At 42.3% G+C, this 15635-nt stretch carries 10 protein-coding genes; 5 read left to right on the plus strand and 5 right to left on the minus strand.

Annotated features, from left to right (window positions below; genetic code table 11):
• Positions 1 to 50: 50 nt before the first annotated feature.
• Positions 51 to 2078: an OmpA family protein gene (locus AAG747_RS04025; RefSeq protein ID WP_346819846.1), complete on the plus strand. Its 2028-nt coding sequence runs from the start codon at positions 51 to 53 to the stop codon at positions 2076 to 2078.
• Positions 2079 to 2226: 148 nt separating this feature from the next.
• Here the strand turns inward: AAG747_RS04025 and AAG747_RS04030 are convergent, their stop codons facing one another.
• Positions 2227 to 4329 (minus strand): alpha-L-fucosidase, encoded by a 2103-nt coding sequence (locus AAG747_RS04030; RefSeq protein ID WP_346819847.1) that lies wholly within the window; start codon positions 4327 to 4329, stop codon positions 2227 to 2229.
• Positions 4330 to 4587: 258 nt separating this feature from the next.
• On the minus strand, positions 4588 to 6189 hold the full coding sequence (locus AAG747_RS04035) for a glycosyltransferase family 39 protein (protein WP_346819848.1): 1602 nt from the start codon (positions 6187 to 6189) through the stop codon (positions 4588 to 4590).
• A gap of 194 nt (positions 6190 to 6383) precedes the next feature.
• Between AAG747_RS04035 and AAG747_RS04040 the strand changes: the two genes are divergently transcribed.
• The gene (locus tag AAG747_RS04040; protein ID WP_346819849.1) at positions 6384 to 6851 is read left to right on the plus strand and encodes a CBS domain-containing protein; all 468 of its coding nucleotides are present in this window, start codon (positions 6384 to 6386) and stop codon (positions 6849 to 6851) included.
• A gap of 276 nt (positions 6852 to 7127) precedes the next feature.
• On the plus strand, positions 7128 to 7454 hold the full coding sequence (locus AAG747_RS04045; protein ID WP_346819850.1) for a phage holin family protein: 327 nt from the start codon (positions 7128 to 7130) through the stop codon (positions 7452 to 7454).
• A 208-nt stretch (positions 7455 to 7662) separates the two neighbouring features.
• On the opposite strand, the gene AAG747_RS04050 is transcribed toward AAG747_RS04045, so the two are convergent.
• Both AAG747_RS04050 and AAG747_RS04055 read right to left on the minus strand, forming a co-directional pair.
• Positions 7663 to 8712, minus strand: a complete 1050-nt coding sequence (locus AAG747_RS04050; RefSeq protein WP_346819851.1) for a hypothetical protein — start codon at positions 8710 to 8712, stop codon at positions 7663 to 7665.
• A complete protein-coding gene (locus AAG747_RS04055) occupies positions 8702 to 9328 on the minus strand; it encodes an RNA polymerase sigma factor (RefSeq protein WP_346819852.1) in 627 nt (208 codons plus the stop codon). Before AAG747_RS04055 ends, AAG747_RS04050 begins: the two co-directional genes overlap by 11 nt.
• A 303-nt stretch (positions 9329 to 9631) precedes the next feature.
• On the opposite strand from AAG747_RS04055, the gene AAG747_RS04060 reads away from it, so the two are divergent.
• Positions 9632 to 10630, plus strand: coding sequence for a M48 family metallopeptidase (locus tag AAG747_RS04060; RefSeq protein WP_346819853.1), 999 nt, complete (start codon positions 9632 to 9634; stop codon positions 10628 to 10630).
• Positions 10631 to 10911: 281 nt separating this feature from the next.
• A complete protein-coding gene (locus AAG747_RS04065) occupies positions 10912 to 14661 on the plus strand; it encodes a S8 family serine peptidase (RefSeq protein WP_346819854.1) in 3750 nt (1249 codons plus the stop codon).
• A 72-nt stretch (positions 14662 to 14733) separates the two neighbouring features.
• Here the strand turns inward: AAG747_RS04065 and recR are convergent, their stop codons facing one another.
• Positions 14734 to 15342, minus strand: coding sequence for a recombination mediator RecR (gene recR, locus AAG747_RS04070; RefSeq protein WP_346819855.1), 609 nt, complete (start codon positions 15340 to 15342; stop codon positions 14734 to 14736).
• Positions 15343 to 15635: the final 293 nt, after the last annotated feature.

Below are 15635 nucleotides of genomic sequence, written 5' to 3' on the forward strand. Positions count from 1 at the left end.
CTTACATCAGTGCTATTATAAAATATATTATACTTTTAATTCACAAAGTTATGTTACGTGCTTTGCCATTATTCCTTGTTACTCTGCTTTTTCCCCTATTATCCTTTGCCCAAGATGTGCAATGGGCTGCCAGAGTTTTAGATTATTCTTCCGAACATTCCCCAGGTGAGTTTAACGCCCAACAGGTGGTGGGCTGGCCTTCCGTATTGCCGGGAGGAGGAGTGAACCCAACGGCTTGGGTACCTAAGAGTGCCAAGCGTGAGGAGTTTATCAAAGTAGGTTTTGACAATCCGAAGCCTATCCGTCAAGTAGCAATTGCCGAGTCATATAATCCCAGTGCGGTATATCAGGTATTTCTCTATGATGAGAACGGCCAGGAGCATTTACTGGGGGAGACGTTCCGTCCTGCTCCTTTACAAGAAGAATCCAGGATGTTGAACATTTTTTTTAACGAAACCTCTTATGCCGTAGCGGCAGTCAAAGTGGTTTTGGATTGTAAAGCAGTGCCTGGTTTTGTAGGAATTGATGCCATTGCTATCTCTTCCTCCGACCAACCGGTAAAAGCCGAAGTTAATTTACGGGCCGATCTTAATCCCAACCTCTTAGTGGAACGTATGAGTAAGACCATTAATAGTGATTATAAAGAAGGGAACCCTTTGATATCACCCGATGGGAAAACCATGTATTTTACCCGGAGTTATCACCCTGGTAATATAGGCGGTGTGGATGACCCGGAAGATATCTGGTATTCAGAATGGAATGCAACCTCCGGACAGTGGGAGGAAGCCAAAAATATGGGAGCGCCTATCAATACGAATGGCCCGAATTTTATCAGTTCCCTGACACCTGATGGAGATGCCATGGTTGTTGTTTTGGGAAACCGTTATAAGAAAAACGGAAAGGTGGCACCGGGGGTATCGGTAAGTACACGCAATGCCGATGGCTCTTGGACTGCCCCGGAACAGATGATTATTCAGAATGAATCGCATTTGGGGCCCAAGGCAAATTTCTTTTTGGCCAATAACCGGAAAGTAATGGTGATGGCCATGGAGAGAACAGATACCCAAGGGGAAATGGATTTATATGTCAGCTTTTTAATGGAAAATGGCGTGTGGTCCAAACCCCGGAATTTAGGCCGCCAAGTGAATTCGGTTTTGAATGAGGTTTCTCCCTTCCTGGCTTCGGATGACAAAACCTTGTACTTCTCCTCCGAAGGCCATGGAGGTTTTGGAAAGCAGGATATATTTGTTTCCCGTAGGCTAGACGATACCTGGGAAAACTGGTCGGACCCCGAAAACCTGGGGCCAATCATTAACTCAGAGTTGGACGATATCTTCTTTAACACGCCTCCTTCCGGAAACTACTCGTACTATGCCAAAGAGCTGAACGAAAACAACTCGGATATTTTCAGAGTGGAAATGCCATTGATTCACAAACCGGATCCGGTGGTGGTAGTGAAAGGACAAGTTTTCAATTCCAAAACCAAAGAAGCCATTTTAGCAAAAATTATCTATGAACGCTTACCTTCCGGAGAAGAAGTAGGAACCGCTATTTCCGATACGGAAAATGGAAAGTACCAGATTGTATTACCGAAAGGGGAACAATATGGCTACCGGGCTGAGGCAGAAGGCTTTTTGGCCGTAAGTGAAAACATAGACCTGAAAAACTTGGGTAATTTCCAGGAAATCAATAAAAACCTTTACTTGGTGCCAATTGAAGTAGGAGCTACCGTGAGGGTGAATAATATTTTTTTCAATTTTGATGAGTATAAATTGAATGATACATCCATTCCCGAGTTAAACCGTTTGGTGAATACTCTGAATGAGCATCCGGAAATGAGAATAGAAATCTCCGGCCATACTGACAATGTAGGAGATGCGGAATACAATAAAAAGTTGTCTGAAAAGCGGGTGAATTCTGTCTTGCAGTTCTTGTTGGATCAAGGAATTGATAAATCAAGGTTAGAAGCTGTAGGTTTTGGAGAAGATAAGCCTCTTGTCAGCAACGATGATGAAGAAGAAGGAAGGGAAATTAATCGAAGGGTTGAATTTAGAATTTTAGAAAGTTCTTCTTTATAAGTATAAAAGGCAATTTTGTGAATTAAATATGGTCAGGTGGACCTTTTTAAGGTGTTGCTTGACCATGTTTTAACATGTATTGTCAAAGAAAAAACCTTTCTATTCCGCGGAGTAGAAAGGTTTTTTCTTTGACTTAAAAAGAGTTAGTCTATTCGGTGATTACAGCTAACTCTGCAATCCCTACTGAATGATGTCCTTCTATTGCACGGAGGGCTTTGAGTTTGATAAACCGGCCTTGAGTCGGTGTGAAATTTACGGTCTGTAGAATGGGGTTGTTGCGGATATTGCTGAACTCTCCTTGAGCCACTGCTTGCCCCCAACTTTTTCCGTCATTACTTACGTAAAAAGCATATTCTTGAATAAAACCGGAAATATACCGGGATTGCTTTGGCAAATAAGTAAACCCTTTTAAAGTATGGTTTTCACCCAAATCGATCACTATTTCCTGGGGAAAGGCTTGTTCCTTTTCCGATTCCCACCAGGTATTCGGGTCCGCATCGATCATCTTTGCTACCTCTTCTTTTTTGCCTTTAGGCGATTGCAAAACCTGCCAATGCTTAGGGCTGATGTCCAAGTGCTGTAAGGATATGCCGGATGATTGTCCCCCTTCAACGGCAATTGCTTTGAGGGTAGCAGGTTTGTCAACTAAAAATGGAGTGGTGTATTTGGGAGATGAACTATCCGGATCAGAACCGTCCAAAGTATAGTGAATACTCAAGCCTTCTTCAGCAGCCGCTAATGTGACATTTCCCTCTTTATCATGATGTATGGAAGGAGGAAGTAATAAAGCCGGAGCATTGTACAAGGAGAAAGTTGAAAGGAGCGGACAGGCTTTGGACGCCTGGATATTGAGCCGTATTTTACTTGCTGTAACGTTCGGCAAACGCAATATCCGTTTGTATCCAATAGTGGTTTCATCTGCAATTTGCTTCCATTCTTCACCTTCGAGTACTTCTAACGTGAACTTTTCAACCCGTTGACCTAATGCAATATACTCTTGAAGCAGTACCCGGTTAAATTCCGTAGGTGCCCCTAAATCTATGGTAACGGAAGCAGTCGTTACCTGGTCATCCGTAGTCCAATACGTTTGAGGGTTGCCATCGGTGAGATGTGATGCCTGGTACGCTTTGTCATTGCCTCGGACATTTGAAGCTTCCGCTGTTTTTTGTAAAGCCAGATCGGTTTCAAATACGGTTTTTAAGCGTTGGGCCATTTCAGTAATTCGCGCAGAGTCCTTTTCATGGATTTTACCACGTCTGTCTACCGGAAAGTTTAGTAATAGTAAACTGTTGCGGCCTACCGAATGGTAATAGATATCCAGCATTTCCGGCAAGGTTTTCACTTTGTGGTCTTCGTATTTATGGTAGTACCATCCCGGCCGGATAGAAACGTCCGCTTCAGCCGGAACCCAATGGGTACCATCTTCATGACCGGAGCGTAATTCTTTGTAATGAGGGTATCCGGGAAATACTTCATCGCCTCGGAGTAAACTCCAGTTGGTGGCATTGGCCCAACCTTCTTCATTTCCAACCCAGCGGCAACCAGGACCTCCATCGCTGAAGATCACCGCATTGGGTTGGAGTTCTTTTACCAGGCTAAATACGGAGTCCCATTGGTAATATGTTTTCCGGTCGATTTTGCGTTCTTCGTTGGCTCCGCCATAGTAACCAGTTCCTCCATTGGCTCCGTCAAACCATACTTCAAAAATATCTCCGTAATCAGTCAAAAGCTCTTTAAGTTGATTATGAAAATAGTCGAGATATTCCGGATTGCCGTATTGTGCATGGTTGCGGTCCCAAGGCGAAAGGTATACGCCTAATTTTAATCCGTATTCTTTACAAGCTTCTGCCAATTCCCGGATGACATCCCCCTTCCCGTCTTTCCAAGGGGTATTTTTTACGGAGTGTTCCGTATACTTTGATGGCCACAAACAAAAACCATCGTGGTGTTTTGCCGTAATGATGATGCCCCTCATGCCAGCTTCTTTAGCCGTTTTGGCCCACTGCCGGCAATCAAGTGCCGTAGGATTAAACTGCTCGGGGCTTTCCCCTCCCAGGCCCCATTCCATATCACTGAAGGTATTCATATTAAAATGAACAAACATATTCATTTCCATTTCTTGCCAGGCAATTTGTGCTTCGGAAGGGAGTGGCCCGTAGGGAGCAGGAGGGGGTGTTTTTTTGCAGGCGCTTAAGCCAATTAAGAGTAGTAGTGTTAATCTTACGAATAAGTGTGACGCTTTGCTTTTCATTGATATGCTTTTAATTTTTCATATATTTTTTTGAAGAATTATTAAATATAGTGAGAAGTATTATAAATCTATAAAGTATCGGTGAAAAGCAAATGAGCGTCTGATAAGTATTGAAACCGCATTCACTGAGGAATATCATACTTTTAAAAATGGATAGTGCCTTATTAAGGTACCTTGAATGAAAGAGTTTTCCCTAGACGATAAAAACCCTTAAAGACTGGCTTTAAGGGTTTTATACAAAAAACAAGGTGGGGTATTTTATTTATTCGTATAGCTTATTTTATAAATGAATGTATGCTCGTCCGGATGTACTCCTGGGTTTAAGAAGTGCAACACTGCATCATACGCTCCGGGTTCAAGCTGGGTTTCTAATGCCAAAGATGCTGACAAAGCCTTCTCTATCATTGCAATCCGTTCTTCCAAACCTTCCCTTCCCGTGAAAATGATGTAGTTGGGTAGTGCTTGCATGTCCGCAATTTCTTGTTGGAGTTTGTCGATTTTCTTGTCTTTCCACAAGGTGTATCCAACCACATTTTCCTGAATGTATTTTGGCTTCGGATAATCAAAGTTCTTATTATTGAAAATCCTGTTATTGATCTCCTCGTATTGTCCGGAAGGAGTTCCCAGGTAAAAGACAGGAATAAATTTAAATTCTCGGTAGGATTCTAAAATAAAGGCTTTCAGGTCTTCCTTTTGTGCCAAATAGCGGAGCGGCTCAATCCGGCCTTTTTTGGAATACGTTACGGATAAGGCGATGGCGACTCCGATGTTGAGCACCCAGAAGAAAATCCAACAACCTTTGATGAACCCTTGGCGAGTGAGCCAAAACTTGGAGCGTTGTACAAACTCCTGCCATCCGCAAGTCCCCAAAATAATAATGATCGGTAAAAGCGGAAGGATAAAGCGCTCTTGCTTATTGGGTACGATGGAGTGAAAAACGAAGAACACGATTGCGGCCATAAACATCATCGGCTCGATTTTCCATCCGCGAATAAATCCGTATACCAGGAAGATACTAACCGGAGGTACTAAAAAACCTACCACCGTGAGCACAAAACGATACGCCGGGGCAGAAACATAAGCATTGGCATGAGCCGAATTATACTCAAAATATTCCACGATAGAATGGAAGGGGTAATCAAAAAATGCCCAGTCTATACCTCCTTGAATCAAGGTGGCGACCAGTAAGTAGCCAATGGAAAACAATAGGCTTTCCAACCACTGTTTTCTGAAAAGCAAGACCAAACCCAGTCCGCCGGCAAACAAGATAGTATGGTACCTCAATACAAAGGCAAAACCAAACAAAGCCCCGGCAGCCAACCAAGTTTGCCATTGAAGTGTATTTTTTTTATTGGCTTTGAGAATGAGATAAAAACCCGCCAAATAAGGAGGGATACAGGTCATTTCCACCAGGTTTTTTACACTTAGGTAAGGCATAAACCAGATCAAAGAAAGAACCAAACCCACAATGCTTGCGCTCTTTTTATCACTTAGTAATTCGGTGATCTTATATCCATAGTACACGATGAGCACACTATAGGCCGCATGAATCAAACGAACAAGGGTCATTTTTACTTCCGGATTGGTAATACCGATTTGTTCCAGCCCTAAAAACAGTAGGTAGTGAAAGCCCGCATAAAACATACTGTGGAGTGGGGGGGCACCGGTTTCAAACCAGTGAGGTAAATGGTAGACCCAGTTTTGAGCCACGGTGATGACACAGAAATGATCATCATGAAAAGCGTAGCCTTTGGAAAAAAAGGCCGCCAGCAACCTGACCAGAAAAGCAATCCATAAGATGGTTTTGAAAGATTGCTTCTCCCAAAGAGTTTGGGTGTAAATTTGAATGGGCGTTGACATAGAGTGTGTAATTGAACTTACCTAACAAATGAGCGGCACAAAGATAGCCTTACGGCTTTACTTTTACTAAAAATATGTGAAGGAAGGGAACTTGTTTTTCAGGTGTTAAATTTTTAAATTATAAAAATTCTACTGGTTTATTACAGTCCCAACTTGATTGCCTTCTTAATTTTTCATCCCTAATCGCTAGCAATATGAATTTCACACCTAATTTTGAAAATGTCAAAGCTACCAAACCCAAAGGACAGAAATTTGACTCGGTAACAAAATACATGGCCGATGGAGATGATCTGGTGGTCTTTCATCCCGAACAAAGCATTGAAGAGGCGATGATGTTACTGCTAGGAAAGAACATGTCCGGAGGACCTGTCCTGGATGACCATGGAATATTGGTCGGTATGCTTTCGGAAAGAGATTGTATGCGGATTATTTTAGAAACGCCCTATCATAATTACCCCCCGGCAAAAGGAAAAGTAAGCGAGTATATGTCCAGAGAAGTCGTAACGGTTTCTTCTGAGAATGATATTTTTGATGTCGCCAACTTATTTATGAATACACATTACCGGAGGTTTCCGGTCTTAGATCAGGGTAGGGTAATCGGACAAGTAAGTATTAAAGACGTAATGCGCGCTATCAGTGATATTAAATCAACAACGTGGTAACCGGAAAGCTGTTTTTATCGACTTAACCGAAGCTCTGGATGTACCGGAGCTTTTATATCCGTTGCTTCTTGGTACTTTATATCTTCACTAACCTTTATCAGTTATTGGCTGTTTCTCGTGCCCACCCCGTTTTATTTGTCCTCATTCCCCACAAACACCTTATTACTTACCCCTAAACATAGTCTTTGACCATTAAGGGAAAATTTTCTATAATCTACCGGAAAGTTTTATATCTTCATCCTGTACTTTGACAATCTTACCTAAACTTTTATCATCATGATTAAAATTATTTTAATTAATAGTGTGGCCGTCTTTGCCTGTGCCTATTTGTTATCGGGTGTTTCCATAAAAAACTACTGGCAGGCATTATTAGCAGCGGTGGTGTTGGCGATTGCAAACACTATTATTAAACCGGTTTTAGACTTTATCGCCTTTCCAATCACTTGGCTGACTTTGGGACTGTTTAGTGTGGTAATTGATGCCATCATCCTCATGATTGTGGATTATATTATGCCTGGAATGAAAATTAAACATTTCGGATGGGCCATTTTGTTTGCTGTCATCTTATCCATTATCAATAGTCTTCTCTTTGCAATATTTTAAACGCGTATTACTGATGTTTACCAGGTTGATGGAATGGTTGAGAAACACTCAATCGGGCGCGTTTCCGATAGAGTGAAAGGGGAAGAGGGGGATAGAGTGTAAGAACAGTAAAGCCCAACAATAAACAAAGAGGTGAAATATCTTATTCCACCTCTTTGTTTATTCATTGACTACTACTCACTTTATAGAAAAAACTCATTTAAGAAAATTAGCCCAAAGTGAGTTTGAATCCCGGAATTATTTTTTTGAAGTTTTCTGTCAAAATCAATTCCGGTGAAATATTGATTCTTTTCAGGAGTTTTTTGGTGTATTGTAGTTTGAATGTAGACCCACTGAATTGTGGATTATCCGAATGAATCAACATTCCAACACCAAAGCTGTCTCCCGTTTTCTTGTCCAGGCTTTTCTTGCCTATGGAAGCTTCCACAAATGTAGCCGGTTGCAAGCTTCGCTGTTGGCCTTCCGCTTCATGGATTAAAGCTGTAGAGGAAATTCCTAAAGACCACTCATTAATAGCGTTGGCTGCTTGGTTTTCAGTTTGGATACTGAAGGCTATGTTGGCTTGTGGGCCAAATTGACTTCCGATGAGTTCTGTTCCCAACCCAAGGTTTACCACAAAATTCTTTTTTGCTGGCATTTGACTGGCTGTATGTCCAAACATCTCTTGAGATGAAGTTGTTGAGAGTTCTTTTTCCGGACTCCAGGTGGTCGAAAACAATTCGTAACCGAAGATGGTATACGAAAGTTGATGAGTGGCAACTTCTGAAGTGTTATGAGTTGTGTGAAGAAGTTGATTTTTTACCGGATTGGAGTTTTGTACCAAATTGACCAATTCGAGTCTGGGTATATAGTGATCCGAAGAAGTAGTTTGTTTGGTATACTCTACGGACTGCATCTCAGTAGCCAAAGGAGGCGCGGATGAGGAAAGAGTACCGCTCATCACCTGCAATTGCATGTTTGGCACCGGGTTATTATTTTCGGAATAAGAGACCGAAGGAGGTGCTTGTTCAGGCATAAAATCGGCTTTCCAATGATCAACCGCCTTGAAAACGGTCAAACTCGCCACAAACAATAAAGAGATGGAGGCCGCCACGCTCAAATAGTGTGTCCAGATAAAGCCTCCTCCTTTCTTGGGTTGTTTGAGCTGGGCCTGAATACGCTGGAAACTTGCCTCCGGCTCCCAGTTCAGTTGAGGGGGGGCACTATCCAGGTTTTCAATTTGCTCTCTGAACAATCTATCCAGTTCTTCATCTTTCATGGTGTATACCGTTTTTAATTAACAGTTTCTTGAGCATGGCCCGGGCCTTGCTTAATTGTGATTTTGAAGTATTGATGCTGATATTCAGTTGCTCAGCAATTTCTTTATGTGAATATCCTTCTATAGCGTAGAGGTTAAATACGGTGCGGTACCCTGTGGGTAGCTTTAGTACTAATGCATAAATTTCTTCTGCGGCAAGGTTACTATCCGTATAGGTTTGGGCTTCGATTTGTTCTGCGTTGCTTTCTGCTACCAAGTTAAAATTATTGCGCTTACGCAAAAGCATTAAAGACTCATTGACCATGATTCTCTTCACCCAGCCTTCAAAACTTTTCCCTCCTCTGTATTCAAACTTATCCAAATGTTGAAATACCTTGACAAATCCGCTGATCAACACCTCCTCCGCATCCAGTTCATTTTTGGTGTACCGGAAGCAAAGCCGAAGCATCTTCGGGGCATATTTCTCATAGAGAAGCTTCTGGGCTTCACTGTCGTTTTTCCTGCAACAGGTTATGAGTTGTTGATCATCCAAAAGTAACCTTGTTTCGATAGCGTTTTTATTTTTATGAATGTGTGTATTGAGAATGAGGTTGCCTGAGATAGGAAAAATTTTCATTGCCTACTTTGAGCCTTGGGGGTAAAGCTACTACAATTAAGGTAAAACGGAGGTTAAATGCCTGTTAAAAGGAATTAAAATTTCTTAAAATTTGCACAAATCCTTTACGTGTTTTATTCGCAAAATATGGGAGGGAATCTATCCGGTATGCTTTATTCTATGGGGGCTTTAGCCTCCCAACCTAACCTCATGCCCGGCTTTCCCGTTATTTGAGGAAAATAGGAATGCTTCTTCACCTATTTTTGAAAAAAGAGTTATAACTTGGTAGTCAAGTCAAATTAAAGAGAAATAAAAACAAGTACTATGAAACCTTCCAATAGAAAAAAGCGGATACAACTCACCAATGTGCATTCATCGGCATGGGAGCATCCGGCTGACAGGGTTGCTTTAAAGTCGCTGCGAAAAGTGCCCGGTTTGGATGTCGTCATCCGGACTGTATTTGGAGCTACGTCCGAAAAATCATTGCGACTTTTAACTTTGGCTTCAGCTGTGCGGGTGAGTGATAAGCAGTTTTCCCGTATTCATACTTTATATCAAGAGGCTTGTGAAGTGTTGGATGTGAAGGAGGTGCCTGAATTATATGTATCACAAAGCCCGCTTTTGAATGCCGGAGCTATTGGAATGGACAAGCCCTTTATTACGCTTAATTCCAGTATGTTGGATACCATGGATGATAATGAGATCATTACGGTATTAGGGCATGAATTAGGGCATATTCTCAGTGGGCACGTTCTGTATAAAACGCTCTTGCAAATTTTACTTTCTGTGTCCACCATCGCATTCAATATTCCATTAGGCGGGGTAGCCATTTATAGTATTATAGCGGCCCTAAGAGAATGGGACCGGAAAAGTGAACTCAGTGCCGACCGGGCAGGATTGTTGGTCTCCCAAGACCCGGAAGCTTCCATTCATTTGCTGATGAAAATGTCGGGAGGTGGCCGCCTGCAAGAAATGAATTTGGGCGAGTTTATGAAACAAGCCGAAGAGTACAATAATTTGAAATCTTTGGGTGATAATATCCACAAGATTATGAATTTGCTATGGAAAACCCACCCGTTCCCGGTGATTCGTTTGTTGGAGTTAATGAATTGGATACGCTCCGGTGAATACGATGCTATTTTAGCCGGTAATTATCCTACCGAAGGTTCCGAATTCAAAGAGGATATGCGCCAGGCTGCCAGTGGTTATGCCACGGACTTTAAAAGTACCTTTAGCCCGATACTCGATGATATAAAAGATTCGGCCGGTACGGCATCCAAAAAAGCAAAGGACTTTTTTGATGAATTCTTAAAAAAAGGGTAAATCAACTTTTACCTAAGAAAGGCAGTAAAGTCATAAAAGAAGCACTTATCATTTTCGGTGAGTGCTTTTTAATTGCCTGAAAGAACATTCTTCTTGTGAAGTATTTATTGAAGTACAAAATCTTCATTTTCGTACAGAATGATCCATAACTTTTAAAAGTGCGTTTGAACTATATAATCACTTACAGATTCATCAAAAGGCATAACCAATCGCCACCACTAGAAGACTACATGCATCAAAATACTAATTCCATGAATAAGCCGAAAACCAGGTTCCCAGCAATGAAAAATGAAAAGGCAAGTTTTATTTTATGCTGTTCGTTTTTGCTTACTTTTTTGACTTCTGCCTTTATAGACGTCCAAGGACAGTCCAAATCAACTTACCAAGTAATCAAAAAGACAGATGTAAAAGCATTAAATGAGCTTCGGAAAAGTAGCCGTAAAACGCATAAGAGTAATTTGAAAAAAGCCCTGAAAATGGCTGGGCAAAAAGGATGGCCATTGATTCGCTTATCCGGCACGGGGCAGTTGATTCGTCTCCGGGGGGTTACCGAAACAGGAATGCCGGTATATCATATTACCAATAATGAAATAGCCGCAAAAACCATCAATACGGATCAGGTATGGGAAGGAGGTGATTTGGGTTTACAACTATCAGGGCAATCCATGCCTGACGAAAGCTTGGGAATATGGGAAGTAGGGGCCACCTTGCGCTTGAGCCATGTGGAGTTTGGCGGGAGAGTACATCATAAGGATGGTAATAACCCTGAAGATAATGAGGGCTCCAGAGATCACGCAACTCATGTGGCAGGGACCTTGATCGGGCAAGGAATTAACAGTAGCGCGAGAGGAATGGCTCACAAGGCAGAATTATCATACTTTGATTCGGACAATGATTTGGCCGAAATGGCCGATGCTGCCACTTCAGGCATGTTAGTATCCAATCACTCTTATGGTTTTGCTACTGGCTGGGAGTATGACTTTTTTGGCGATGGGCGATGGGTTTGGTTGGGAGATCCTTCGGTAAATACCGAAGAAGACTGGCGCTTTGGTTTTTATGACAACGAAGCGGCTAATTGGGACCAGGTGGCCTTTGAAGCGCCCTATTACACAATTGTAAAAGCCGCTGGCAACCACCGTAATAATTCAGGCCCTTCCTCCGGTGAGGCTTATTGGGTTTATACCTCCGGTGGTGACACCACCTTGTCCACCGTGAACCGCTTGCCTGACGGAGGAATCAATGGGTATGATTGTTTATCAGATGCTGCATTGGCCAAAAATGTAATTTCTGTGGGAGCCGTACATGGCATCCCCAATACTTATTCAAAACCCTCGGATGTAATAATGACCGGCTTTAGTTCTTGGGGGCCTACGGATGACGGGCGCATCAAACCGGATTTGGTAGCACAAGGGTATCAGGTGTTGTCCAGCGCATCACAAGCCGACAATGCTTATAAATACTTGAGTGGAACTTCCATGGCAGCCCCGACTGTAGCGGGTTCTGTTTATTTACTTCAAGAGCATTATTATAATCATTTTGGCAATTTTATGAAATCTGCCACCGTACGGGGTGTATTAATTCACACTGCGGAAGAAACAGGAACGCAACCCGGACCCGATTATCAATATGGCTGGGGCCTGATGAATACGGCTGCAGCGGCAGAAGTTATCAGCGGATCGGGTTCTGAGACATTGATACAGGAAAAAACTTTGGAAAATCAGCGGACAGAGCAGATTACCATATATGCTTCAGGGAATGAGCCATTGATGGCAACACTTTGTTGGACCGACCCTCAGGGGAATCCCGTAAGTAAATCGCTGGATCCCCAAACGATTATGCTGGTGAATGATCTGGATATCAAAATTGAGCGAAATGGCACTCCATACCGGCCTTGGGTACTGGACCCCGCCAACCCCTCTACAGCCGCAACAAGAGGAAACAACATTCGCGATAATGTGGAGAAAGTATTGGTGGAAAATCCGGAAGCGGGTTTGTATACCCTTACCATTTCCCATAAAGGCTCGTTGCAAAACGGTAAACAAGCTTATTCGCTGATTGTTTCGGGAGTTATCAGCCAGGCAGTGGATGCGAAAATTGAAAAAATATATGCGGAAACCGATCCTTGTAATTATTCGGATGCGACTCCTGTAAAAGTGCTGGTGAGCAATAACGGGCGCAATGATTTGCAAAATCTGAAAGTCTCTTACCAAGTGCGGGATGATAAGAATACCTTACTGCTAGACGGGAATCAAACGATTAGTGATTTGTCTGCCGGAAGTGAAACCTTGATCCATTTCTCGGCCGACTTTCTTGAGAAAAGCATTTGTTTTATTACGGCTGTAGTGACGGTGGCCGGAGATGAAAACAGTGAAAATAACGTACTGCTCAAAGAATTTAAAAACCCTAAAGTTTATTTAAACGGACAGGCCTATCAGCAAGATCTGGAATCGGTTGATGCGCTTTCGAACTGGATTTCTTTGAATAGTAATGCCGATGTGGATGTAAATAACACCCCTCATACCTGGAACTATATCCCTAATGGTCCCAATGCCCGTTCAGGAGAAAGTTACTACTCGTATTATGGGTCGGGAACAAACCAAGCAGCGAATGACTGGTTTATTACGGGTTGTTTTTACTTGGAAAAGGGGCGGGTGTACCGGATGAACTTCTGGCAAAAACAGCAAATAGCCGGAAATACCCAACGAGTAGAGGTCTTTGTGGGGAAAGCCCAGTCGTCCAATTTTATGACCCAAAAAATCTTTGCCTATTCGGGTCAACCCGGAACGGCTTATGAGTATCAACAAACGCAATTTTCGGTGGCAGAATCCGGAACGTATTATTTGGGGTGGAAGGCACTCAGTCCGGCAAATCAAAACAATTATTATATTGATGATATTGAAATAGGGGAGGCTTTCGGGCGCGATTTGGCAGTGGTAGATATCCAGCCGTTATTAGGTTCTTGCGACTTTAACGAAGAAACACCTGTAGAAATCAAAATTTCCAATGTAGGTACTACGGATGTGCAAAATGCTACCTTATTTTATTCTTATCTCTCGGCAAGTGGAAATGAAGTAACCGGCAGCACCCCGGTGGGCGAGTTGACCAACGGACAGGTGAAATCGCTGGTAGTGGATGGAAACTTTGCCAAGTTGGTTAATGCAATCGACTTTAAAGTGATTGTACAATTAGAAGGTGAGGAAAATACTGAAAATGATACCCTTTCCATTACTTTTCCTGCCCGGTTTAATTTTGGAGAGGATGATATTTACAAAGATGATTTTGAAGATAATGCCACATTTGGCAACTGGCAAACGGAAGATGCCAATCAAGATGGAATCACATGGGAGTTCATTGATCCCTCTGTTGGAGTGCCAAGTTTTGCTCACTCAGGTTCGGGTTTTGTTGCCTTGGAAGGGAACGGAAGTCAAGCTGCAGACGACTGGTTGTATTCTACGTGTTTGTATTTGAGACCCAATACCAATTATGCAATGACTTTCTACCACCGGGTGGCCATGGCTGACAGTCCTGCAAAGCTGGAAATAAAACTAGGTTCGTCACAAGAGGCTGTAAATATGACCAAGTCATTGAAAACCATGGAAAACCTTTCCGGTACAGAGTATAGATTAGCCTCAGTGGTTTTTTCTGTAGAAGAAGAAGGCGTTTATTATTTGGGGTTGCATAGTTATTCGGAGGCGAACCAGGCAACTTTGTTGTTGTTGGATGATATTCAGATTGGCCTTTTGGAAGCTCTGGGAGACGAGGGGGAACAGCCGGATGAAGCCCGCTTGATACTTTATCCCAACCCTACTCAAGGGTCTTACTCGGTGGAATTAAACAATGCATTTATCGGAACCGTCAAAATGAATATCCGGAATTCCGTAGGAAGCCTGGTAAAATCAATGCAAATAGACAAACGCACCGAGCGATTGGAGGTAAGCGGTTTAGATTTAAGCACGGAAGCCAGTGGCTTGTATTTGATTGAATTTCAAATGGGGGCTCAACGGGTTGTGAAAAGAATAATCAAAAAATAGATATTGGCCTTTTCGGTAAAATTTTCGAATGCAAAAAAGCCTTCAGACCTGAAGGCTTTTTGTTTATTTCCTTTATAAATCATAATTCACCCGGCTCTGGATACTGCGGCCTAAGGTGATTTCATCTGTAAATTCCAGCTCGCTGCCGATCGGTACCCCCCGGGCAATGGTAGAAACTTTGACCTTGTATTCTTTTAATTTTTTTCCGATGTAGTAGGCCGTCGTGTCTCCTTCCATGGTAGAAGGCAAAGCCATGATAATTTCTTTAACCTGCCCTGCCGCTTCATGGACCCTTTCAATCAATGCTTCAATATTCAAATCTTTAGGGCTTACTCCTTCAATAGGAGAGATAATGCCCCCCAATACATGAAACATGCCCCGGTATTGAGCCGTGTTATCAATGGCAATAACATCGCGGATATCTTCCACTACGCAAATCACCGACTGATCGCGGTGCTCTTTCCCACAGCTACATTCCTCCGTATCTCCTATCATATAGCAAGTTTTACAAGCCTTGATTTCCTTGCGAAGCTTTAACAAAGAGTCAGTCAGTAAACTAGTACTTTGTTCCTCTTGCTTTAGCAAGTGCAAAACCAGACGCAAAGCGGTTTTTTTTCCGATACCTGGCAGTTTCGCAATTTCTTCTACGGCATTTTCAATTAACTTTGATTGAAAGTTCATAGGTATTGTCTCTGAAAGTCGTATTTCACTAATGTTCCTTTGGCATAACAACCTGTAAATAAAATCCAGGCTTGTGTTTGCTGTTTGAATCTTCAAAGGTAACAAAATTGAGATGTAAGTTTTCAATTATCCATCGTCTCCCGGTAGAATATTTTGGATTTCCTTTTACAGAAGATCTTTTCTAAACATTGTTAATAAGTTCTATCCGGAAAGTTATTAACTTTGAAATTGCCGTAGGAATAATCACATTTGCAAATAATGCTTTTATCTGTTTTTGGCGGCCTGCTTAATTT

The organism is Rapidithrix thailandica (genome assembly GCF_039710355.1).
GTDB classification, from domain to species: Bacteria; Bacteroidota; Bacteroidia; order Cytophagales; family Flammeovirgaceae; genus Rapidithrix; species Rapidithrix thailandica.

Bases quoted from the DNA above. Each gene is read 5' to 3' on its own strand.
- AAG747_RS04045 (WP_346819850.1), top strand. From the start codon at position 7,128: ATGATTAAAATTATTTTAATTAATAGTGTGGCCGTCTTTGCCTGTGCC.
- AAG747_RS04030 (WP_346819847.1), bottom strand. From the start codon at position 4,329: ATGAAAAGCAAAGCGTCACACTTATTCGTAAGATTAACACTACTACTC.
- recR (WP_346819855.1), bottom strand. From the start codon at position 15,342: ATGAACTTTCAATCAAAGTTAATTGAAAATGCCGTAGAAGAAATTGCG.
- AAG747_RS04065 (WP_346819854.1), top strand. From the start codon at position 10,912: ATGAAAAATGAAAAGGCAAGTTTTATTTTATGCTGTTCGTTTTTGCTT.
- AAG747_RS04035 (WP_346819848.1), bottom strand. From the start codon at position 6,189: ATGTCAACGCCCATTCAAATTTACACCCAAACTCTTTGGGAGAAGCAA.
- AAG747_RS04055 (WP_346819852.1), bottom strand. From the start codon at position 9,328: ATGAAAATTTTTCCTATCTCAGGCAACCTCATTCTCAATACACACATT.
- AAG747_RS04025 (WP_346819846.1), top strand. From the start codon at position 51: ATGTTACGTGCTTTGCCATTATTCCTTGTTACTCTGCTTTTTCCCCTA.
- AAG747_RS04040 (WP_346819849.1), top strand. From the start codon at position 6,384: ATGAATTTCACACCTAATTTTGAAAATGTCAAAGCTACCAAACCCAAA.
- AAG747_RS04050 (WP_346819851.1), bottom strand. From the start codon at position 8,712: ATGAAAGATGAAGAACTGGATAGATTGTTCAGAGAGCAAATTGAAAAC.
- AAG747_RS04060 (WP_346819853.1), top strand. From the start codon at position 9,632: ATGAAACCTTCCAATAGAAAAAAGCGGATACAACTCACCAATGTGCAT.